The following is a 22,293-nucleotide window of genomic DNA, read 5'->3' as shown; positions in this document are numbered from 1 at the left end:
GGCGGGTTACGCCGCGAAAAAGTGTGCTTCCCGCCTGGGCAGGAAACAGCTAAAGGGCGGGATTATAGCTTAAAAGCAGGGGGGAGCTGTTAGCGGCGAGTGGCAAGAAGGATCAGCGGAAGATCTCGATGCTGCCGTCTTTGCTCTGGCGGTAAAGGGTGTAGGGCAACACCAGCGTATCGACCACGCCGGAAGCAATGAAATCCACGGCAACGAAGGGCAGCGTGGCACCGCCATGGTCAATCAGGCTGTTGCTTGTCAGGCTTTTGTCGGGGGCCGGCTCGCCGTTGAGTGTGCAGAAGTTGTAGATCACCCCACTGTAGATACGTGGCACGTTCTCACAGTGGCTGCGCGAATCCTTGAGGTTCTGGCTGGCAACCGCGTCGGGACGCATGACCGTGGTGACGGTTCCGCAACCGGCAAGCAGACAGCACAGCACAAGCCACACGACTTTCGACCCAATCCTCATGACCCCTTCCTTTTGACCCATCGGCCATTGTCGTTACCAAGGCCTGCCACGCTAACATCGCAAAGGCTGATGTCCCAGGGTGGCACCTCCGATGTGCAGCGTAAGACGATTCCTAAATGATAAATCTCGCCCAAGTCACTAAACTCGCGCCCCTTTGCGCGTTTACCTCCTATACAACGCGCCACGGATTCTGGCTGACCCATGAAAACCCTCGCCCGCTTCACCTTGTTGCTGCCCGGTTTGCTCGCCTTGAGTGATGCCGCGCGGGCTGACGACGTACCGCTGATCCTGGACCCCAGCGTGGTCACCGGCTCCCGCAGCGCCAGCCCTACCTTCGACCTGCCCTACTCGGTCGACGGCATCAGCCGTGAGCAGATCAGCGACGGCCAACTGGGCATCAATGCCTCCGAGGTCCTGTCCCGCGTGCCCGGCCTGGTGGTGCAGAACCGCCAGAACTACGCCCAGGACCTGCAGATTTCTTCCCGCGGCTTCGGCGCCCGCTCGGCCTTCGGTGTGCGCGGCATCAAACTGGTTGCCGATGGCATTCCCGCCAGCACCCCGGACGGCCAAGGCCAGGCGGCCACCTTCAACCTCGACACCGCCGAGCGCATCGAAGTGCTGCGCGGCCCGGCGGCCACCCTGTATGGCAGCAACGCCGGCGGCGTGATCCAGATGTTCTCCCGCGACGGCGAAGGCCCGCCACGCATCGGCGCCGAGACCCTGGTGGGCAGCGACGGTTTGAACAAGAACCACCTGACCGCCGAGGGCGCAGCGAATGGCGCAGGCTTTGTGCTCGACGCCTCACGCATGGACACCAACGGCTACCGCGACCACAGCAGCGCGCGCCGCGACCAGACCTTCGCCAAGCTTAACTTCCAGCCAGATGACGACAGCAAACTCGCGCTGATCTACAGCAGCCTTGAACAGAACGGCACGCAGGATCCGCTGGGGCAGACCTGGGCGGCGTACAAGGCCGATCCGCGCTCGGTGAGTGCCAATGCGCTGGCCTACAACACGCGCAAAAGCATCGATCATCAGCAATTGGGCCTGAATTACGAGCGCTACTTCGGCGATGCGACGTTGCAGGTGAATGCGTATACGGGGCGGCGGAGTGTGATTCAGTACCTGTCGATTCCTGACAAGTTTGCCAGTGGCGTGAATAACCCCGCCAATGCACGCGGCGGCGTGGTGGCGTTTGATCGCAAGTTCTACGGTGGTTCCGTCCATTGGTTGCAACCTATCACCAGCGCCCCGGGCGACCTGACCCTGATCGCCGGGCTCGACTACGACCGCAGCCAGGATGATCGTCAAGGCTATTCCAACACCGTCACTGGCGTTCACGGCGTGAAAGGCGCCCTTGGCCGCGACGAAATCGACACCGCCACCAGCCTTGACCCATTCGTGCAAGCCAACTGGTTACTGGGTGACTGGACGCTGCAAGCAGGGCTACGCCACAGCACCATGGAAATGAAGGTCGACGACCACTTCCTCAGCGACGGCAACGACAGCGGCAGCAAGACTTACCAGAAGAACACACCGTCAGTCAGCGTCATGTACGCGTTCACGCCTGACTTGCATGGCTACGTCAGCGCAGGCAAAGGCTTTGAAACCCCGACGCAAGCTGAATCGGCTTATTCCAGCAGCTCAAACGGTTTCAATTTCGCGCTCAAGCCTTCGGTCAGTACGCAATATGAGGTCGGCCTGAAAGCACGCGTCGGCCAGGACACGCGCATTAACGCCGCCGTCTTCCAGATCACCACCGAAGACGAGTTGGTGGTGCAGCAATCCAGCGGCGGCCGTACGACTTACCAGAACGCCGGCCGCACCCTGCGCCGCGGCTTCGAACTGGGCATCGAAAGCCAGCTCAGCGAACACTGGAGCACCAACCTCGCCTACACCCGCCTGCAAGCCACCTACGACAGTGACTTTGTCAGCGGCGGCAACACTGCCGTCGACAAAGGCAATTACCTGCCCGGCGTGCCGCAAACCACGCTGTTCGCCGAGCTGAACTGGAAACCGCGGGACTGGGTCAGCACCGCCATCGAAGGCCTGTACCGCAGCAAGGTCTATGTCGAGGACACCAACAGCCAACACGCCGCACCGGCCTACAGCGTGTTCAACTGGCGCGCGCGCTTCGAGCAGAAAGTCGAGCACTGGACCTTCCACCAGACCCTGCGCCTGGACAACCTGCTCGACCGCCAGTACGTCGGTTCGGTGATCGTCGGCGATGGCAACAACCGCTATTACGAAGCCGCGCCGGGGCGCTCCTGGTATGCGGGTGCTGGTGCCGAGTACCAATTCTAAAACCACCGCGAAGCTCATGTGGGAGCTGGCTTGCCTGCGAATGCGGTAGGTCAGCAACAAATGTATTCACTGACAATGCGAATTCGCGAGCAAGCCCGCTCCCACCGTTTGAGCCCAATCAGACGTGAGTGGGCAAGCGCTGATCGATGAGCTTGTACAGCGCGCTCTCCTGCGGCCAGTTGCGCATAAACCGCGCGCGGTCCTTGGCAAACGCCGGGGCGAAGCTCGCGGCGGAGCTGTGTTGGCGCATGGCGTCCAGGTCGATCAACGACCAGCGGTCCCTGTCCCAGAACAGGTTGTGCCCTTTGAAATCACCATGGCTGATGCGCTCGCGGATCAGTTCGGCAAACAGGTGATCCAGGGCCAGCAGTTCATCTTCCGGCGCATCGCCTTGTTCAACGTAGGGCGCAAAGCGCTCGATAATGTCCGGCCCCGTGATGAGTTCGGTCACCAGGTACGCACGGCTGCGCAGCCAGAAAAAACGCTTTTCCAGCACGGCCAGCGGCTTGGGCGTGGCGATGCCAAGAAAGGCCAGGCGATTGCCTTCGCGCCAGGAATGCCAGGCGCGGCTCGGGCGCCAGAAGCGCTTGAGCCAATGGGCGAAACCCTTGATGTTGTAGCGCTTGATCACCAACGCACGACCGGCCACTTCAGCCTTGGCCACCGTCGCGGCACCACCGGTCTTGAACAGATGGCCCTGGTCGAGCAAGGCATCGGCCTGCTCCAGCACCGGCAGCAACGCGGCTTCTTCTTCGCGGCGGATGGCACGCAAGGCAAACGGCCCGCGCAGCACGCTGAACAGCGTGCATTCACGGCCGACCTTGTTGAGAAAGTCCTTCAGGCGCCAGGCGCTGACTTTGCGCACCTGTTTTTCCAGGGCTTCCAACGGCAAGGCATGTTCCCCGTTGCCCAGCAGGTAATACACCAACAGCTCTTCGGTAAACGGCTCAAGGTTCTTCGGCAACTGGGCGAAAAACACGCCGAGGTTTTCCAGTACGCGGTTGCGCGACAACGGTTTGCCCGCCTCTTCCACGCGAATCCCGGCACCATCGATCAGGTACAGTTTGCCGTCCTGGCGCAGCAGGTTGTCCAGGTGCAGGTCTTCCTGCCACAGGCCCTGGGTGTGCATCTGCGCAATCGCGCCCAGCGCTTCGGCAAGCACGGCGGCTTGCTCGTCGGCCAGCGGCGCCAGACCTTCGACGGCATGCCAGGCGTCAGCCAGGCTTTCGGCGCCTTCAATAAACTCGAACAGCAGCCAGCCACCCTCGCCTTCCTGCAAGCCATCGGCCAGCAGCAACGGCGTGGTCAGCCCTTGCTCGGCAAGCAGGCGCACACCCGTAAGCTCGCGTTGAAAATGTCTCGCCGCCTTGCTGCCGACCAACAGTTTGGCCAGCACCGGGCGCCCACGCCACACGGCAGCGCCTACGTAGCGCTCGCCCGGCAGCACGCGTAACAGGCTCAGCAATTGCAACTGGCCGGGGCCCGCCGCATCGGCCAGTTCAAGGGTCAGGGGCAAGTCGGGGGAACGGCCGGCGGTTTTCAGCTCGGACAAACGCATCAACGGTTTTCCTTGTGGCTACGGCGGGCGCTCAGGCGCTGGAACCAGGTGTCGACCAACGAACTGTCCGCAGGCAGTTCCAGATACGCCGCCAACAACTGGTGCACCTGCGCATCAGACCATTGGGGTGCGCGACGCAACAACGGCTCCAGATCCTTGACCCGATCGCGCCAGCCAAACAGCAGCGGGCGGGTTTTTTCCAGGTCGATCAACTGCGCGGCGTAACCGTCGCCGGTGGCCTGCAGGAAAATATGCTTGGGGTAAAAACAGCCATGCACCTGGCCGACGCTGTGCAGCCGACGCGCCAGTTGACCGCAGGCCAGCAAGATCTCGCGGTGCTGGAGATCGCTCAATGAAGGCCACTGCTCCAGCAGCGAATCCAGGTCATTCCAGCCGTCCAAGGCACGGGTCAGCAACATGGCGCGGTGTTCGCCGTTAACTTTACGCTCGCCGTAGAACGCCGCTTGCAAGGCCGGAATGCCAAGCTTGCGGTACCGGCTGATATTGCGGAATTCGCGGGAAAAACTCGGCTCGCCAAAGGGACGGTGCAGGCTGCGCGTCAGGTAATTGCTCTGGCGCTTGAGGTAATAACCCTGGCCGTCGAGTTCGAGGCGGAACACGCTGCTCCAGCCACCCCGGCTGGTATTGGGTTCATCCACCGCGTCCAGTTGCTTGGCCCACAAGGCGTCGAACGTCGCCAGGCCGTGGCGCTCCAGCAGCGCACGGTCTTCAGCCGCCAGGAAATCACTCATTCGCGTCCCTCGAAAAACTTCACCACGTGGCGAATCCGCTCTTTGTCCGATGCACTCAGGTGCCGGTGCTGGCGGTACTGCATGTAGAAACGCAGGCGCTGGGTGGCGGACAGGTGATATTTGGCCACCTTGTCCAGGCAGGCCAGGTCTTTGGTGATGCGGTACTTGAGCCAGAACCCGCGCCAGAAGTCGCCATTGGGGCAATCGATCAGGTACAGGGTGGCGTGATCATCGATCAGCAGGTTGCGCCACTTCAAATCATTATGGGTAAAGCGATGATCGTGCATCGTGCGCGTGTACTCGGCGAGCTGGCGGCTCACCGCGTTGACCCACTTGGGGTCGCGCAGACGCGCATCGTGGCGCTCGGCGAGCACCGAAAGGTCTTCGGTCCTCGGCAGCTCGCGGGTGATCATCGCGCCACGGTCGTAGGCCAGGCCTTTGCGCTCCAGGCCCCAGGCAACCACGTCGGCGGTGGGAATGCCCCACTTGGCGAAGCGCTTGAGGTTCTGCCACTCGGACTTGACCCGAGGCTTGCCCAGGTAACGCCGCAGGCCCTTGCCGGCGCCGGTATAGCGCTTGACGTAGTAATTGACCCCGCCGCGCTCCACGCGGATCACTTCCGACAGCGGGTCGCGGGTCAGTTGCTCGCCCTGCAGGGCGAACACCGCTTCGAGGCTTCCAAAATCATCCGCCAGGTTGGCGTAGGCAGGTTCCAGGTTCCAGCCCGCCATCAGATTGCATCCCCGAGGCGCTGCTTGCGTGCGTAAAGCTTGTCGGCCTTGCGCTGCAACAGGTTCAACGACGCCGATTGCTCGGCCAGGATCTGGCGCAGCGGCTGGCGGAAGTAGCCCTTGAGGAAGCGCAGCTTGTCGCGGCGGGTCAGGCCGATGTCCAGCGCCGAGTAGTACAGCGCGGAGAGGTCCTTGTCGCGCCAGCGCAACGGCAAGTGCGCACGCAGTTGGGCGCGGTGCAGGTCGATCACCGACAGCTTGATGTTCTTTGCATCGATAGGCTTGGCCGTGTCCAGCAGGAAATGGCACAGGTAGCAGTCGCGGTGGTTCACACCGCCACGGTGCATGTCGCCGACCATGCGCGCCAGTTCATGGGTGAGCGCATGACGCAACGCGGGCGCCGGAGGCTCCGCCACCCAGTTGATGGTCACATCTTCCAGGCTGAGGGTTGGCGCCAGCTCTTCAGTGATGATGAACGAGTGCTGGTCCGCCGGGTTGCTGCCTTTTTCGCCGAAGGCCACGCCGGTCATGGTCGGAACGCCCAGGACCTGCAAGCGGTGGATCGCATCCCACTCCAAGCCAGCGCCTAGCACCGGCAACTTGGCAGTGATCAGGTTCTTGAAGATTTCCGCCCAGCCAATGCCACGGTGGATTTTCACAAAATACGGACGGCCATCCACCACGGAACGCAGGGTGCGACGCGCCGCCAGCTCGCGGAATACTTCGCCTTGCAGCTTCTCGACTTCGGCAAAGGCATCAAGCCCGGCCCATAACGTCTTGAACGGTTCGGCAAGAATCAACTTCATCGTTTTGGCTCCGCCAGGATCACATCCGCAGCGTGCTGCGGCATGCTGTAAAGGTCGGCCGTCTCAGCGAAGGCCAAACCATTGCGGCTCCAGGCCGCGCGCTGTGCAGTGTCAGTGAGCATATTCGCCAGGTAACTGTTGAGCTGCGCTTGTTCAAACGGCTCATCCAGCACCAGGCCGCTGTCGGCTTCAGCGATGTAGTGGGCATAACCACATACGGCCGAGACCAGCACCGGCAGCCCGGCCACCAGGGCTTCAAGCAATACGGTGCCGGTGTTTTCGTTGTATGCCGGGTGGATCAACAGGTCGGCGCCCAGCAGGAAACGCGGGATATCGCTGCGGCCCTTGAGGAACTGCACATTGTCCCCCAGCCCCAGCGTGGCGCTTTGCAGTTGGAATACCTTGGGGTCGTCCTGGCCGATTACAAACAGGCGCGTGCGTTTTTTCAGCTCAGCCGGCAACGCAGCCACGGCCTTGAGGCTGCGGTCGACGCCCTTGGTCTTGAAGCCCGAGCCGATCTGCACCAGCAGCAAATCGTCGTCGCCCAGGTTGAACTCCTTACGGAACCCTTCACGGATTTCGGCGGCGTTCGGCGGCGCGCGGCGGTCCTGGGCAATGCCCGGCGGCAACAGGTGGAAGCGCTGCAGCGGGGTGTCGTAATGCTTGATGAACAGCGGCTGCTGCACTTCGGAAATCATCAGGACTTCGGTCTTGGCCTCCTTGGCGAACACGGCGCGCTCGTAGTCGGCGAAATGCTTGTAGCGGCCAAAATAGCGGTACAGCGAATGACGCAGGTTCTGCGCCTTGTCTTCAAAGCAGCCGTCGGCGGCGTAATACACATCCAGGCCAGGCATTTTGTTGAAGCCGATCAGACGGTCCACCGGGCGTTTGGCCAGGTCGGCGGCCATCCAGGCGCTGAGTTTCTCATTGCGCCGATGGTTAAAGAACGCCTTGACCGGCGCCACCAGCACTTCAAAGCCGGGCGGGATGTCGCCTTCCCAGATCAGCGTGTAGACACGAATCTGATGGCCGCGCTGCTGGCACTCCAGGGCGATGCGCATGAAGTCGCGCTGCAGGCCACCGAAGGGGAAATATTTGTACAGCACAAAAGCCAGTTGCATCAGTGCAGCTCCTCAGCCAATAACAACGTGCTCAGTCGGCTTGCCACACGCTCAGGGTTCAGGCGCGTGAAGCACAGCGGCGACTCGCGCTTGATGTCGAACCGACGCAGGTCGTCGGCCGTCGGTTGATAGGTACATTGCTTTTGCAGGCACGGCGCGCAAGGGAAGTCGCTGGCCAGGTGAATCTGGCCCTTTCCATAGGCGCCGGTGAGGCCGGGGTTGGTCGGGCCGAACAGGGAAATGGTCGGCACATCCAGCGCGGCGGCCAAGTGACCGAGACCGGTGTCCACCGCTACGCAGGCGCGGGCGCCGGCCAGTACTCGGGCGACGCCGGCCAGGTTCAATTTGGGCAGCACCTCGGCGTTTTGCAGGCCTTGGGCCAAGCGTTCGGCGCGGGCTTTTTCGGCAGCGTTGCCCCAGGGCAACTTCACATCCACACCCAGGCGCCCCATGCGCTCGGCCAGCTCGCGCCAGTAGGCTTCGGGCCAGTGCTTGGTGTCCCAGGTGGTGCCGTGCAGCAGCAGTACAAACGGCTTTTTCGGTGGCAGGCCCAGGAGTTTTTCAGTGCTCAGGCCGTAGTCGCCCAAGCCTTTGGGCAAGTCATAACCGAGGGCCACGGCGAACAGCTGACGCAGCCGCTCCACCGCGTGCTGCCCGCGCGCCACGGCGAGGCGACGAGAATAGAAACGTGCAGCCATCGGCTCGCGCGCGGAATGCTTGTCGAAACCCGCGATGGGCGCACGCACGTAGCGGGTCAGCCAGGCGCTTTTCAGCAGTCCCTGGGCGTCGATCACCAGGTCATATTTGGTCGACTGGACTTGCTGCTTGAAGCGCCGCCATTCGCCACTCTTGAGGGTCTGCCAGATATTTTTGCGCCAGCGGCGGATCGCCACCGGGATCACCTTATCGACCGCCGGGTGCCAGGTGGGAATCTCGGCGAAGCCTTCTTCCACCACCCAGTCGAATCGGATGCCGGGAATCGCCCGCGCCGCGTCGGTCAGGGCCGGCAAGGCATGAATCACGTCGCCCAGGGATGAGGTCTTGATTACCAGTACGCGCAAACTATCGGACCTCGACCGCAGAGCCCTGCAATCGCTGCAAGGCTTCGTTCACCGGCTGCGGCAGCAACTGGCGCATGCAGTTGTAGTGACCGAAACGGCAGGTGCGATCAAAACACGGGCTGCACTCCAGGCCCAGGCGCACCACTTCGACCTTGTCGGCCAACGGCGGCGTGAAGCCCGGCGATGTGGAGCCGTATACCGCCACCAGTGGGCGGTTCAGCGCGGCAGCGACGTGCATCAGGCCAGAGTCGTTGGACACCACCGAATCGGCGCAGGACAGCAGGTCGATGGCTTCGGCCAAGGACGTGTCACCACTGAGGTTGACCGCCTCTTCACGCAGGCCAGGAATCAGACGCTGGCGAATGTCTTCGCCCACCGGATGGTCTTTCTTCGAACCGAACAACCAGACCTGCCAGCCTTCGCGGATCTTGGCCTCGGCAACCTTGGCGTAGTGCTCCGACGGCCAGCGCTTGGACTCGCCAAACTCGGCGCCGGGGCACAGCGCCAAGACTGGACGGTCGAGTTCCAGGCCGAACTTGGCCAGGGCGGCGTCACGGCTCACTGGATCGATCTGCAAGCTCGGACGCGGATACGGCGTGGGCAACTCGGCCCCCGGCTCGTAGGCCAGGGCCATGAAGCGCTCGATCATCAGCGGATAGCGGGCTTTGTCCAGGGTGCGCACGTCATTGAGCAGCACGTAGCGGAATTCGCCACGCCAACCGGTGCGCTTGGGGATACCGGCGAAATACGGCACCAACGCCGACTTGAGCGAATTGGGCAGCAGGATCGCCTGGTCGTATTCGCCCGCCAGGGATTTACCGATACGACGGCGCGTCGCCAGCTCCAGCGCGCCATGGCCGAGCGGGAAGCTCAAGGCCTTGCGCACTTGCGGCATGCGTTCGAGGATCGGCCGGCTCCACTCAGGGGCAAGTACGTCGATCTGGCAGTCCGGGTAGCGCATACGCAGGCACTGGAACAGTGTCTGCGCCATCACCATGTCACCGACCCAACTGGGCCCAACGATCAGAATATTCATGTAGTTTCCACAAACGATGCGGGGAGGCTTATGCCTCCCCGCCCTAATAGTGTTTCAGCTCAACCCCAGCGCCTGCCAGATGCGCATTACCTGGCGCCGTTCGTCGGCGAACTGATCCCCGGCCACCGTACCGGCCTCGTTTTGCAAGGCCTGGCGGTGCGCGGCGGAACGGTAGGCCTTATACACCTCGCGCAGTAGATGGGCATCGGCGGCAGGCATCAAGCCCACCTGCTCCAGGCCTTCCAGAATGCGGATATTGTCGGTGTAGCGCAGCAACGATGGATGTTGCGCAGACCACGCCAAAGCCGCGTATTGCACCATAAATTCAATATCGACGATACATCCGGCGTCCTGCTTGAGGTCGAACACTGCCGTGGCCTCGAAGGCATTGGCGCCGGTGCCGGCCGCCGTGGTCTTGGTCCCCAGGTTGTCACGCATCTTGGCGCGCATCTCGCTGACCTCCTGGCGCAGCTTCGCCAGGTCGCGTTGCTGCCCCAGCACTTTGGCCCGCACCTGCTCGAATGCCTGGCCCACATCCTGGCTGCCCACCAGTACCCGCGCGCGAATCAAGGCCTGATGTTCCCAGGTCCAGGCTTCATTTTGTTGATAGCGGTCAAACGCCCCCAGCGAGCTCACCAGCAAACCGGACGCGCCGGAAGGCCGCAAGCGCATGTCCACTTCATACAGCTGGCCGGAGTTGGTCTGGGTGGTCAGCAGGTGAATGATCCTTTGGCCCAAACGCGTGAAAAACTGCGCGCCGTCAATCGGCTTGGCGCCATCGGTTTCCGCCTGCGGATCGCCATCGTGAATAAACACCAGGTCCAGGTCCGAACCATGCCCCAGTTCGATCCCGCCGACTTTCCCATAACCGACAATGATAAACCCAGGATCGCACAGGGTGCCGTCCAGCCGTTGCGGCGAGCCATGGCGCGCGACGGTCTGGCGCCAGGCCAGGGCCAGCACTTGTTCGAGAATCGCCTCGGCGAGCCAGGTGAGGTAGTCACTGACTTTCATCAGCGGCAGGCTGCCAGCGATTTCCGAAGCGGCCACGCGCAGGCGGTGGGCCAGCTTGAAGTGACGCAAGGCTTCCATCTGTTGCTCAAGATCGTCTTCCGGGATGCGCGTCAGACGCTCGCGCAACTCGGCGGCCAACTCAGGCGCCAATGGCGGTTTGAACAGGCGGCCTTCGTTGAGCAATTCGTCGAGCAACAGCGGGAAGCGAGTGATCTGCTCAGCGATCCACGGGCTGGCGGCGCACAGGGTCAACAGGCGACGCAGGGCGTCGGGGTTTTCCGTGAGCAGCACCAGATAAGCGGAACGCCGCGCGACAGCTTCGACCAATGGCAGCACGCGCTCCAGCACCAGGTCCGGGTTGGCGTGTTCCACCGCTTGGGCAAGCAGGCGCGGAATAAATGCATCCAGCCGCTCACGCCCCAAACGCTGCATGGCACGCAATTGCGGGCTGTTGCGCAGACCGGCCAACGCCTTGAGCGCCTTGGTCGCGTCGGTGAAGCCGCCCTCGGCCAATTGGCGGCAGGCGGCTTCTTCATCTTGGGATTCTTCCCACAGCGGCAACCACTCACCGCCCACCACCAACTCGCTTTCTTCGCCCTCTTCTTCGTCAGGATCGGCAATCACCTGGCGGAAATGCCAATCCACCCGACCGCGCCAGTACATCAGCCGTTCGTGGAAGGCGGCCCAGTCGGCAAAACCCAACATAAAGGCAATACGCGCCTGGTCTTCCGGGCTGTCCGGGAGCATTTGCGTCTGCCGGTCGGCAATCGCCTGGATCGCGTGTTCGGTGTAACGCAGGAATTCGTAGCCATTGCGCAATTCGGCGATCACCGCCGGCGGCAGGTAGCCCTGGCCTTCCAGCGTACCGAGCACTTTGAGCAACGGGCGCTGTTGCAGGCTCAGGTCACGACCGCCGTGGATCAGTTGGAAGGCCTGGGCGATGAATTCCACTTCACGGATGCCGCCCGAGCCCAGCTTGATGTTATCGGCCATGCCCTTGCGCCGCACTTCCTGCTGGATCAGCTGCTTCATGGTGCGCAGCGCCTCGATGGCGGAAAAATCCAGGTAGCGGCGGTAGACGAACGGTCGGAGCATGTCGAGCAGTTGCGCACCGGCCACTTGGTCGCCGGCAACAACCCGCGCCTTGATCATGGCGTAGCGTTCCCAGTCGCGGCCCTGGTCCTGATAGTACTGCTCCAGCGCATTGAAGCTGAGCACCAGCGCGCCGGCCGAACCGTAGGGGCGCAGGCGCATGTCGACACGGAACACAAAGCCGTCGACGGTCATCGGGTCGAGGGCCTTGATCAGTTTTTGACCCAGGCGGATGAAAAACTCCTGGTTGTCCAGGGAGCGTTTGACACCCACCGTTTCGCCGCCCTCGGGGTAGGCGAAGATCAGGTCGATATCCGACGACAGGTTCAGCTCCACCGCGCCGAGCTTGCCCATGCCCAGGATCACCATGTGCTGCGGCTCGCCGCTGCGCCGGCCGGTGGGCGTGCCGAACTGCACGCAGTGGCGTTGGTACAGCCATTGGTAGGCCTGGTCGATGCTGGCGTCGGCCATGTCGGAGAGGTCGCGGCAGGTTTGCACCAGGTCCGCCTGACGGGTCAGATCGCGCCAGATGATGCGCACCTGCTGGCGCGTACGTTGGCGACGCAGCACACGGCCCAGCTCATCTTCTGTTTCGGCTTGTTGCACGGCGCCAGCAATCTGCCCGCACAGCTCACCAGGGGCAAAACCACGGTCCAGCTCGCCCCACGCCACCAGTTCGAGCAACATCAAAGGGTCACGAACACTCTGTTCAATGACGAAATCACTGGCCGCGCAGACGCGGGCGAAGTCGGCCCACCGTTGCGGCGTCCACGCAGAAAGTCCATGATCGTCGTCCAGCGCGGCCACTGCGTCACGAAATGACTGCTCGGCCCGCTGGGCTTTTGGCAAGAGAATCGCCGGTAGTTCGGCGAGTGTTGGAAGGCTCATGGTCTATCCTTGTTCGGCGCGTAAATGGCGTGTGGCTGTGAACGCAAGAACCACGCTCTATGAAGGACTGTCGAACAAAGGTTAGAAATAGCTGAAATTAATTTCATTTTGGCAGCCAACATCAAACATTCACCTTTTCTTGTTCGCAAAAGATCAACAATAACGATTATGCTCACCAGCCAGACCGAGCCATACGCTCAGTCTTGTGTAGTTTTACTACTCGTATATACATTCGAAAGGCTGAAATGGCCGACGATTTGTAGTAAAACTACAGGACGCCGAAGCAACCTTCGGCCATCCAAGAATTTATGTCGTCTGCCCACAAGGCCAGTCGCAAACTTCAGGCAACCGATTCTGGTAGCCTTTCCGCCCTGGAGCAAGCCATGCAAGACCTCGATCCCGTCGAAACCCAGGAATGGCTGGACGCCCTGGAATCGGTTCTCGACAAAGAAGGCGAAGACCGTGCTCACTACCTGATGACCCGTATGGGCGAACTCGCGACCCGCAGCGGCTCGCAACTGCCTTACGCCATCACTACGCCATACCGCAACACCATCCCTGTTACCCACGAAGCACGCATGCCTGGCGACCTGTTCATGGAACGCCGCATTCGCTCGCTGGTACGTTGGAACGCCATGGCGATGGTAATGCGCACGAACTTGAAAGATTCGGACCTGGGCGGTCACATCTCCAGCTTCGCTTCCAGCGCAACCCTGTATGACATCGGCTTCAACTACTTCTTCCAGGCCCCGACCGACGAACACGGCGGCGACCTGATCTACTTCCAGGGCCACACTTCTCCAGGCGTTTACGCCCGTGCGTTCATGGAAGGCCGCATCACCGAAGAACACATGAACAACTTCCGCCAGGAAGTGGACGGTAACGGCCTGTCGTCGTACCCGCACCCTTGGCTGATGCCTGATTTCTGGCAGTTCCCGACCGTTTCCATGGGTCTGGGCCCAATCCAGGCGATCTACCAGGCGCGCTTCATGAAGTACCTGGAAGCCCGTGGCTTCATCCCTGAAGGCAAGCAGAAAGTCTGGTGCTTCCTGGGCGACGGCGAGTGTGACGAGCCGGAATCCCTGGGCGCCATCTCCCTGGCTGGCCGCGAGAAGCTGGACAACCTGATATTCGTCATCAACTGCAACCTGCAGCGCCTCGACGGCCCGGTTCGCGGCAACGGCAAGATCATCCAGGAACTCGAAGGCGTGTTCCGCGGTGCTCAGTGGAACGTGACCAAAGTCATCTGGGGCCGCTTCTGGGACCCACTGCTGGCCAAAGACGTCGACGGCATCCTGCAACGTCGCATGGACGAAGTCATCGACGGCGAGTACCAGAACTACAAAGCCAAAGACGGCGCGTTCGTGCGTGAACACTTCTTCAACACGCCTGAACTCAAGGCAATGGTTGCAGACCTGTCCGACGACGAGATCTGGAAACTCAACCGTGGCGGCCACGACCCGTACAAGGTCTACGCGGCGTATCACGAAGCGGTCAACCACAAAGAACAACCGACCGTCATCCTGGCCAAGACCATCAAGGGTTATGGCACCGGTGCCGGCGAAGCGAAGAACACTGCGCACAACACCAAGAAAGTCGATGTCGACAGCCTGAAGTTGTTCCGCGACCGCTTCGACATCCCGGTCAAGGACGAAGAGCTGGAGAACCTGCCGTTCTTCAAGCCGGAGCCGAACAGCGCCGAAGCCCGCTACCTGGCCGAACGTCGCGCCGCACTGGGTGGTTTCGTGCCTCAGCGTCGCGCCAACAGTTTCAGCGTACCGACGCCAGACCTGAGCACCCTCAAGGCTATCCTCGACGGCTCGGGCGACCGTGAAATCTCCACCACCATGGCTTTCGTGCGCATCCTGGCGCAGCTGGTCAAGGACAAGGAAATCGGCCCGCGCATCGTGCCGATCATCCCGGACGAAGCCCGTACCTTCGGTATGGAAGGCATGTTCCGTCAGTTGGGCATCTACTCCTCCGTCGGCCAGCTCTACGAGCCAGTCGATAAAGACCAGGTGATGTTCTACAAGGAAGACAAGAAGGGCCAGATCCTCGAAGAAGGCATCAACGAAGCGGGCGCCATGAGCTCCTTCATCGCTGCCGGTACTTCGTACTCCAGCCACAACCAGCCGATGCTGCCGTTCTACATCTTCTACTCGATGTTCGGCTTCCAGCGCATTGGCGACCTGGCGTGGGCAGCAGGCGACAGCCGTACCCGTGGCTTCCTGATCGGCGGCACCGCTGGCCGGACCACGCTGAACGGCGAAGGCCTGCAACACGAAGACGGTCACAGCCACATCCTGGCTGCCACCATCCCGAACTGCCGCACCTTTGATCCAACCTACGGCTATGAGCTGGCGGTGATCATCCAGGACGGCATGAAGAAGATGACCGAAGAGCAGCAGGACGTTTTCTACTACATCACCGTGATGAACGAGTCCTACCAGCAGCCAGCCATGCCGGCTGGCGTGGAAGAAGGCATCATCAAGGGCATGTACCTGCTCGAAGAAGACACCAAGGAAGCAGCGCACCACGTACAGCTGATGGGCTCCGGCACCATCCTGCGCGAAGTGCGCGAAGCGGCGAAGATCCTGCGTGACGAGTTCAACGTCGGCGCCGACGTATGGAGCGTGACCAGCTTCAACGAACTGCGTCGCGACGGCCTGGCCGTAGAGCGTCACAACCGCCTGCACCCTGGCCAGAAGCCACAGCTCACCTTCGTTGAAGAGTGCCTGAACGGCCGTAAAGGTCCGGTGATCGCTTCGACCGACTACATGAAACTGTTTGCTGAACAAATTCGCCAGTGGGTCCCGTCCAAGGAATTCAAAGTCCTGGGCACCGACGGTTTCGGTCGCAGTGACAGCCGCAAGAAGCTGCGTCACTTCTTCGAAGTCGACCGTCACTTCGTGGTGTTGGCAGCCCTGGAAGCCTTGGCTGACCGTGGTGAGATCGAACCCAAGGTGGTGGCAGACGCTATCGTCAAGTTCGGGATCAACCCGGAAAAACGCAACCCACTGGACTGCTGAGGAGACTTTTTGTGAGCGAACTCATTCGCGTACCTGACATCGGCAGCGGTGAAGGTGAAGTAATCGAGCTGTTTGTGAAGGTCGGCGACACCGTCGAAGCCGACCAGAGCATCCTGACCCTGGAATCGGACAAGGCGAGCATGGAAATCCCTGCTCCCAAGGCCGGCGTGGTCAAGAGCCTGAAAGTGAAGCTGGGCGACCGCCTGAAAGAAGGCGACGAGCTGCTGGAACTGGAAATCGAAGGTGCCGCTGATGCGGCCCCTGCGGCGGCGCCTGCTGCCGCTGCTGCACCTGCGCCTGCTGCTGAAAAGCCGGCTGCCGAGGCCGCTCCGGCCCCGGCTGCTGCACCTGCCGCTGCCAGCGTCCAGGACATTCACGTCCCGGACATCGGTTCGTCGGGCAAGGCCAAGATCATCGAGCTGCTGGTCAAGGTCGGCGACACCGTCGAAGCCGACCAGTCGCTGATCACCCTGGAGTCCGACAAGGCCTCCATGGAAATCCCTTCGCCGGCTGCCGGCGTGGTGGAAAGCATCGCGGTCAAGCTGGAAGACGAAGTCGGCACTGGCGACTTCATCCTCAAGCTGAAAGTACAAGGCGCTGCACCGGCTGCTGCGCCCGCTCCGGCCGCCGCTCCCGCCGCCAAGGCTGAAGCTGCACCGGCTGCTGCTACGCCTGCGCCTGCTGCAAAAGCCGAGGCAGCTCCAGCGCCTGCTGCTGCCGCGCCTGCGCCAAGCGGTGCCAAGGTTCACGCTGGCCCTGCCGTGCGTCAGCTGGCCCGTGAGTTCGGCGTTGAGCTGAACGCTGTGTCGGCCACCGGCCCTCACGGTCGCGTGCTGAAGGAAGACGTGCAGGTCTACGTCAAGGCCATGATGCACAAAGCCAAGGAAGCTCCGGCTGCCGGCGCTGCTACCGGTGGTTCGGGCATTCCGCCGATCCGTACCGTGGACTTCAGCCGCTTCGGCGAGACCGAAGAAGTGCCGATGACCCGCCTGATGCAAATCGGCGCGGCCGGTCTGCACGCCAGCTGGCTGAACATCCCGCACGTGACTCAGTTCGACCAGGCCGACATCACCGACCTGGAAGCTTTCCGCGTTGCGCAGAAAGCCGTGGCCGAAAAAGCCGGCGTGAAACTGACCGTGCTGCCGCTGCTGCTCAAGGCCTGCGCGCACCTGCTCAAGGAACTGCCGGACTTCAACGCTTCGCTGGCGCCAAGCGGCAAGGCGATCATCCGCAAGAAATACGTGCATATCGGCTTTGCCGTCGACACCCCGGATGGCCTGCTGGTACCGGTCATCAAGAACGTCGACCAGAAGAGCCTGCTGCAACTCGCTGCCGAAGCCGCTGCACTGGCTGCCAAGGCCCGCGACAAGAAGCTCACCCCGGACGACATGCAGGGCGCGTGCTTCACCATCTCCAGCCTCGGTCACATTGGCGGAACTGGCTTCACGCCAATCGTCAATGCGCCGGAAGTGGCGATCCTGGGCGTGTCCAAGGCCACCATCCAGCCTGTGTGGGACGGTAAAGCGTTCCAGCCGAAGCTGATGCTGCCCCTGTCGCTGTCCTACGATCACCGTGTGATCAACGGCGCCGCGGCTGCACGCTTCACCCAGCGCCTGAGCCAGTTGCTGAACGACATCCGCACCATCCTGCTGTAAGCACGAACAGGCCTCCCGTTCACCCGGGAGGCCTGGTTGCACCGATTTTCGAGCGCCACGCTCGTACCTCAACCCCGCCACTTGGCGGGGCTTTTTTTGCCCATTTATTGGACAACAAAAACAGGCTTGTACACCTTCCATCACCCCGACTGTAGAAATCCCCTCCGCGGCCGATAACCCCCTTATAGCACTTAGCCTTCATCCTCTCTTGTCAGCCCGCGCCGCATGATGCAACCTTGCCGCAGGCAACAGAAAAGAGGGCGTGAGCCCGGCGCCGTGCGCGTAATTTCAAGTGAGTTTCCCCCATGAAAAGCCAACCCGATGTCGCCCGTATGGCGGCCGAGGTAGTGACGCAGTTACCGGTGCCTTCGCGCCTCGGTATGCTGCGTTTCGAGCGGCTGAATGAGGCAAGCTGGGCCCTCCTTTATCTCGACCCCAATTGCGAGCGCCAATTCGGCCTGCCGGCGGTCGAGCTGTGTGCCTTGATCGGCACGCCTTACGCCAGCCTGATGGAGCCCCAGGCGCGTTATCAACTGCACGACGCCATCCAGCAACAACTGACCCAGAGCCCGCATTACCTGGTGCGCTACACCCTGCACACCAACGACGGGCCGCTGAGCCTGCTGGAGATGGGCGAATCCTATAAACAACACAATCGTCACCTGCTGCGCGGCTACCTGATGGTGGTCGACGGCTTGTTCAGCGAAGTCCCCGTTGCAGCCCCGACAGCCGACCTGGAGAACCAGAACAGCCGCCTGCAGATCGCCCTGGAGCTCAACCAGCGCGCCCAGCAGGAACAATTGCAGCATCTGGAACGGGTGCGCGCCCAGCAGGAGCTGATCCTGCTGCTGGCCCGCCAGCGCTACACGACCAACAACTCGCTGCAAGAAGCCGCCGAGCTGATCACTCGCAGTGCCTGTGATATCTACCAGATCGACTGCGCCAGTATCTGGAACCTCGAAGGTCAGCGCCTGGTGCCGATCTCGGCCTACCACCGCGCCGACGGGCAGCACCACCTGCCTGAGTCCATCGATGCCAGCTGCTTCCCGGACTACCTGGAAGCCTTGCACAGCAGCCGGGCGATCGACGCCACCAACGCGTTGCGCGACCCTCGCACCCGGGAAATGGCCGACAGTTTGCGCGACAAAGACATCCACGCCATGCTCGACGCGAGCATTCGCGTCGACGGCCATGTGGTGGGTGTGCTGTGCCTGGAACAAAGCGGCAGCACCCGCGCCTGGCAGGCTGACGAAATCGCCTTTGCCGGCGAGCTGGCCGACCAGTTCGCGCAGGTCATCAACAACCACAACCGCCGTACGGCGACCAGCGCCCTGCACCTGTTCCAGCGCGCCGTGGAACAAAGCGCCAACGCCTTTCTGCTGGTCAATTGCGACGGCGTGGTCGAGTACGTCAACCCAAGCTTTACCGCGATCACCCAGTACAGCGCCGAAGAGGTCCACGGCCATCGTCTGGCCCAGTTGCCGGCGCTGGAAAACCTCAGTGAATTGCTGTTCGATGCACCGTCAGCCTTGGCCAAGAGCAACAGCTGGCAGGGTGAATTCAAGAGCCGCCGCAAAAACCTCGAACCCTACTGGGGCCAGCTGTCGATTTCCAAGGTGTACGGCGACAACCGCGAGTTGACCCACTACATCGGCATCTACGAAGACATCACCCAGACCAAGCTGGCCCAACAGCGCATCGAGCGCCTGGCCTACACCGACAACCTGACCAACCTGGGCAACCGCCCGGCGTTCATCCGCAACCTTGATGAGCGCTTTGCCCGCGACAGCGACAGCCCGATCAGCCTGTTGCTGGTGGACATCGACAACTTCAAGCGCATCAACGACAGCCTCGGCCACCAGACCGGCGACAAGCTGCTGATCAGCCTCGCGCGGCGTTTGCGCAACAGCCTGAGTGCCGGTGGCAGCCTGGCGCGGTTTGCCAGTAACGAATTCGCGGTGCTGCTCGATGACACCGACCTGGAGAGCGGCCAGCAGGTTGCCAGCCAGTTGTTGGCGACCCTCGACAAGCCGATGTTCGTCGACAACCAATTGATCAGCGTCACCGGCTCCGTGGGCCTGGCCTGCGCGCCACTGCATGGGCGCGACCCGCAGACCCTGATGCGCAACGCCGGCCTGGCCTTGCACAAGGCCAAGGCCAACGGCAAGCATCAGGTCCAGGTGTTTACCGAAGCGCTGAACGCCGAGGCCAGCTATAAGCTGTTCGTCGAGAACAACCTGCGCCGCGCCCTCACCCAGAACGAGCTGGACGTGTTCTACCAGCCCAAGCTGTGCCTGCGCAGCGGCCGCCTGCTGGGTATGGAAGCGCTGCTGCGCTGGAACCACCCGGAAAAGGGCATGATCCGCCCCGACCAATTCATCAGCGTGGCGGAAGAGACCGGCCTGATCATCCCGATCGGCAAATGGATCGCCCGCCAGGCCTGCCGCATGAGCAAGCAACTGAGCGCCGGCGGCATGGGCAACTTGCAGGTGGCAATCAACCTGTCGCCCAAGCAGTTTTCCGACCCGGACCTGGTAGCCTCGATTGCCGCGATCCTCAAGGAAGAACAGCTGCCGGCCAACCTGCTGGAGCTGGAGCTGACCGAAGGCTTGCTGCTGGAAGCCACCGAAGACACACGCCTGCAGCTTGATCAACTGAAAAGCTTTGGCCTGACCCTGGCCATGGACGACTTCGGCACCGGCTACTCGTCGCTGAGCTACCTGAAAAAATTCCCCATCGACATCATCAAGATCGATCGCAGCTTCATCCACGAAATCCCGGACAACCAGGACGACATGGAAATCACCTCGGCCGTGATCGCCATGGCCCACAACCTCAAGCTCAAGGTCGTGGCCGAAGGCATCGAGACCGCCGAACAACTGGCGTTCCTGCGCCGGCACCGTTGCGATGTCGGCCAGGGCTACCTGTTTGACCGGCCGATCCCCGGTGCAGAGCTGCTGGCGATGCTCAAACGCTACCCGCGCGGGCCAATCGCCTGACAGCGCCGTAACACTCGGGCACACTGGCTGTCTGAATTCTTACCCAACTCAATCTGACTGAGAGGACTGATCATGGTCTTGCGCTCGGAAATTCTGGTGAACAAAAACGTGCTGCCCACTCAAGAACAAGCTCTGCCTGGCCGTGAAACCCCGATGAACCTGCCGGAAACGCATTTCGTCAACGGCAACCCGTTGCTCGGCCCCTTCCTGGATGACGTCGGCTTTGCGATCTTCGGCCTGGGCTGCTTCTGGGGTGCGGAGCGCAAGTTCTGGCAGCGCGATGGCGTGGTCAGCACCGTGGTCGGTTACGCCGGCGGCTACACGCCGAACCCGACCTACGAAGAAGTCTGCTCAGGCCTGACCGGCCACAGCGAAGTGGTGTTGGTGGTGTATGACCAGGCCAAGGTGAAATACGAAGACCTGCTTAAGATGTTCTGGGAACTGCACAACCCGACCCAGGGCATGCGCCAGGGCAACGACATCGGCAGCCAGTACCGCTCGGTGATCTACGCGACCACGCCGGAGCAATTGGCGGCGGCGCAGGCGAGTGCCGAGGCTTATCAGGGTGAATTGACCAAGGCTGGCCTGGGCACCATCACCACCGAAATTGACCAGGCGCCGACGGTGTACTTCGCCGAAGCGTACCACCAGCAATACCTGGCGAAGAATCCGCAGGGGTATTGCGGCATCGGTGGCACAGGTGTGACCTGCCCGATCTGACCCGATCTTGTGCTTACACAAATCCCCTGTGGTGAGCGAGCTTGCTCGCGCTGGGGCGCGCAGCGGCCCCAACAAGGCCGCTGCGGTTTCCAGATAGACCATAGTGACGGATTTTGGGGCTGCTACGCAGCCCAGCGCGAGCAAGCTCGCTCACCACAACAGCCCGGACGCTGCAGACTATTCAGCGATCAACCAATCCATCTGCCACCCGCCCTGAGTCTGCCCAAGCTGCTTGGACAACCACGGCAGCAGCTCGCGCAACTCCTCTTCCAAACCCCACGGCGGGTTGGCAATCGCCAGGCCTGAGCCCGTCAGGGTGTTGGGTGTGTCCAGCGGATGCACCAGCAATTCCACGCGCAGCAACTTCGGCGCGCCGGTGCCGGCCAGGTCCTGGTAGAAACGGCGCAACATGCGCTGGTCTTTCACCGGGTACCAGATGGCGGCGACGGTCTGGCGCATGCGGCTCACGGCTTCCTTGAGGGAAGCGGCGCAGCGTTGCATCTCGTCGAGTTTTTCGAACGGCGGGTCGATCAGCATCAACGCGCGTTTTTCCGGCACCGGCAGCAAAGCACGCGGCACATGCCAACCTTCACCCAGGTGCACCTTCACCCGACGATCACCTTTCATGTTGTCCTTGAGCAGCACGCCGTCTTCCGGGTGTTTTTCATTGAGCAACACGCGGTCCTGAGGCCGCGTGAGGCGGCGCGCCAGCTCCGGCGAGCCGGGGTAGTAACGCAACTGGCCGTCCGGGTTCATCTCGTGCAGCACGCGCATGTAATCAGCGGTCAACGGCGGCAGGTCACTTTGGCCCCACAGGCGCGCAATGCCTTCCAGGTATTCACCCGTGCGGTTGGCCTGGTCGCCCTGCAGGTCGTACAGGCCGATCCCGGCGTGGGTGTCGAGGTAGGCGAACGGCTGCTCCTTGCGCGACATCAGGGCGATGAGGCGGGTCAAGGTCAGGTGTTTGAAGACATCGGCGTGGTTGCCGGCGTGAAAGGCGTGACGATAATTCATGGTTGCTCCTGCGCAGGGGGCGAAGTTTACCTTTTACGCGGGCG

The 22,293-nt window shown here is 61.9% G+C and carries 15 protein-coding genes; 5 read left to right on the top strand and 10 right to left on the bottom strand.

Annotated features, from left to right (window positions below; genetic code table 11):
* Window positions 1-112 precede the first annotated feature (112 nt).
* Window positions 113-469, bottom strand: a complete 357-nt coding sequence (locus HX823_RS08085; protein WP_038844413.1) for a YceK/YidQ family lipoprotein — start codon at window positions 467-469, stop codon at window positions 113-115.
* A 201-nt stretch (window positions 470-670) separates the two neighbouring features.
* On the opposite strand from HX823_RS08085, the gene HX823_RS08080 reads away from it, so the two are divergent.
* Complete coding sequence (locus HX823_RS08080; protein ID WP_177074603.1) at window positions 671-2,773, top strand: TonB-dependent receptor; 2,103 nt, start codon at window positions 671-673, stop codon at window positions 2,771-2,773.
* A 118-nt stretch (window positions 2,774-2,891) separates the two neighbouring features.
* Here the strand turns inward: HX823_RS08080 and HX823_RS08075 are convergent, their stop codons facing one another.
* The 8 genes from HX823_RS08075 to glnE are packed head-to-tail and all read right to left on the bottom strand — an operon-like array spanning window position 2,892 to window position 12,832.
* A complete protein-coding gene (locus tag HX823_RS08075) occupies window positions 2,892-4,331 on the bottom strand; it encodes a lipopolysaccharide kinase InaA family protein (protein ID WP_177074602.1) in 1,440 nt (479 codons plus the stop codon).
* Window positions 4,331-5,083 (bottom strand): lipopolysaccharide kinase InaA family protein, encoded by a 753-nt coding sequence (locus tag HX823_RS08070; RefSeq protein WP_177074601.1) that lies wholly within the window; start codon window positions 5,081-5,083, stop codon window positions 4,331-4,333. Before HX823_RS08070 ends, HX823_RS08075 begins: the two co-directional genes overlap by 1 nt.
* Window positions 5,080-5,814 carry a lipopolysaccharide kinase InaA family protein gene (locus HX823_RS08065; protein WP_177074600.1) on the bottom strand — a complete coding sequence of 245 codons (735 nt, stop codon included), beginning with the start codon at window positions 5,812-5,814 and terminating at the stop codon, window positions 5,080-5,082. Before HX823_RS08065 ends, HX823_RS08070 begins: the two co-directional genes overlap by 4 nt.
* A complete protein-coding gene (rfaP, locus tag HX823_RS08060; RefSeq protein ID WP_177074599.1) occupies window positions 5,814-6,620 on the bottom strand; it encodes a lipopolysaccharide core heptose(I) kinase RfaP in 807 nt (268 codons plus the stop codon). Before rfaP ends, HX823_RS08065 begins: the two co-directional genes overlap by 1 nt.
* Complete coding sequence (locus tag HX823_RS08055) at window positions 6,617-7,741, bottom strand: glycosyltransferase family 4 protein (protein ID WP_177074598.1); 1,125 nt, start codon at window positions 7,739-7,741, stop codon at window positions 6,617-6,619. Before HX823_RS08055 ends, rfaP begins: the two co-directional genes overlap by 4 nt.
* Window positions 7,741-8,802 (bottom strand): lipopolysaccharide heptosyltransferase I, encoded by a 1,062-nt coding sequence (gene waaC, locus HX823_RS08050; RefSeq protein ID WP_038844400.1) that lies wholly within the window; start codon window positions 8,800-8,802, stop codon window positions 7,741-7,743. The genes HX823_RS08055 and waaC overlap by 1 nt, the downstream gene beginning before the upstream one ends.
* A 1-nt stretch (window position 8,803) precedes the next feature.
* Window positions 8,804-9,838, bottom strand: coding sequence for a lipopolysaccharide heptosyltransferase II (gene waaF, locus HX823_RS08045; protein ID WP_177074597.1), 1,035 nt, complete (start codon window positions 9,836-9,838; stop codon window positions 8,804-8,806).
* Between the two features lie 54 nt (window positions 9,839-9,892).
* A complete protein-coding gene (glnE, locus tag HX823_RS08040) occupies window positions 9,893-12,832 on the bottom strand; it encodes a bifunctional [glutamate--ammonia ligase]-adenylyl-L-tyrosine phosphorylase/[glutamate--ammonia-ligase] adenylyltransferase (RefSeq protein ID WP_177074596.1) in 2,940 nt (979 codons plus the stop codon).
* A gap of 383 nt (window positions 12,833-13,215) precedes the next feature.
* On the opposite strand from glnE, the gene aceE reads away from it, so the two are divergent.
* From aceE to msrA, 4 genes are all read left to right on the top strand, one after another.
* Window positions 13,216-15,861, top strand: coding sequence for a pyruvate dehydrogenase (acetyl-transferring), homodimeric type (gene aceE, locus HX823_RS08035; protein WP_033897804.1), 2,646 nt, complete (start codon window positions 13,216-13,218; stop codon window positions 15,859-15,861).
* Window positions 15,862-15,872: 11 nt separating this feature from the next.
* Complete coding sequence (gene aceF, locus HX823_RS08030; RefSeq protein ID WP_177074595.1) at window positions 15,873-17,516, top strand: dihydrolipoyllysine-residue acetyltransferase; 1,644 nt, start codon at window positions 15,873-15,875, stop codon at window positions 17,514-17,516.
* Window positions 17,517-17,821: 305 nt separating this feature from the next.
* Window positions 17,822-20,515, top strand: a complete 2,694-nt coding sequence (locus HX823_RS08025; RefSeq protein WP_177074594.1) for a bifunctional diguanylate cyclase/phosphodiesterase — start codon at window positions 17,822-17,824, stop codon at window positions 20,513-20,515.
* Between the two features lie 72 nt (window positions 20,516-20,587).
* Window positions 20,588-21,235 carry a peptide-methionine (S)-S-oxide reductase MsrA gene (gene msrA / locus HX823_RS08020; protein WP_038844390.1) on the top strand — a complete coding sequence of 216 codons (648 nt, stop codon included), beginning with the start codon at window positions 20,588-20,590 and terminating at the stop codon, window positions 21,233-21,235.
* A gap of 177 nt (window positions 21,236-21,412) precedes the next feature.
* On the opposite strand, the gene HX823_RS08015 is transcribed toward msrA, so the two are convergent.
* On the bottom strand, window positions 21,413-22,249 hold the full coding sequence (locus tag HX823_RS08015; protein ID WP_038844388.1) for a 23S rRNA (adenine(2030)-N(6))-methyltransferase RlmJ: 837 nt from the start codon (window positions 22,247-22,249) through the stop codon (window positions 21,413-21,415).
* Window positions 22,250-22,293: the final 44 nt, after the last annotated feature.

It is taken from the genome of Pseudomonas sp. P7759 (assembly GCF_013386445.1).
GTDB classification, from domain to species: Bacteria; Pseudomonadota; Gammaproteobacteria; order Pseudomonadales; family Pseudomonadaceae; genus Aquipseudomonas; species Aquipseudomonas azotoformans_A.
Note: the sequence above shows the minus strand (reverse complement) of the source record. Positions and strands in the feature narration are given on the sequence as shown.

Bases quoted from the DNA above. Each gene is read 5' to 3' on its own strand.
- HX823_RS08085 (WP_038844413.1), bottom strand. From the start codon at position 469: ATGAGGATTGGGTCGAAAGTCGTGTGGCTTGTGCTGTGCTGTCTGCTT.
- HX823_RS08080 (WP_177074603.1), top strand. From the start codon at position 671: ATGAAAACCCTCGCCCGCTTCACCTTGTTGCTGCCCGGTTTGCTCGCC.
- HX823_RS08075 (WP_177074602.1), bottom strand. From the start codon at position 4,331: ATGCGTTTGTCCGAGCTGAAAACCGCCGGCCGTTCCCCCGACTTGCCC.
- HX823_RS08070 (WP_177074601.1), bottom strand. From the start codon at position 5,083: ATGAGTGATTTCCTGGCGGCTGAAGACCGTGCGCTGCTGGAGCGCCAC.
- HX823_RS08065 (WP_177074600.1), bottom strand. From the start codon at position 5,814: ATGGCGGGCTGGAACCTGGAACCTGCCTACGCCAACCTGGCGGATGAT.
- rfaP (WP_177074599.1), bottom strand. From the start codon at position 6,620: ATGAAGTTGATTCTTGCCGAACCGTTCAAGACGTTATGGGCCGGGCTT.
- HX823_RS08055 (WP_177074598.1), bottom strand. From the start codon at position 7,741: ATGCAACTGGCTTTTGTGCTGTACAAATATTTCCCCTTCGGTGGCCTG.
- waaF (WP_177074597.1), bottom strand. From the start codon at position 9,838: ATGAATATTCTGATCGTTGGGCCCAGTTGGGTCGGTGACATGGTGATG.
- glnE (WP_177074596.1), bottom strand. From the start codon at position 12,832: ATGAGCCTTCCAACACTCGCCGAACTACCGGCGATTCTCTTGCCAAAA.
- aceE (WP_033897804.1), top strand. From the start codon at position 13,216: ATGCAAGACCTCGATCCCGTCGAAACCCAGGAATGGCTGGACGCCCTG.
- HX823_RS08025 (WP_177074594.1), top strand. From the start codon at position 17,822: ATGAAAAGCCAACCCGATGTCGCCCGTATGGCGGCCGAGGTAGTGACG.
- msrA (WP_038844390.1), top strand. From the start codon at position 20,588: ATGGTCTTGCGCTCGGAAATTCTGGTGAACAAAAACGTGCTGCCCACT.
- HX823_RS08015 (WP_038844388.1), bottom strand. From the start codon at position 22,249: ATGAATTATCGTCACGCCTTTCACGCCGGCAACCACGCCGATGTCTTC.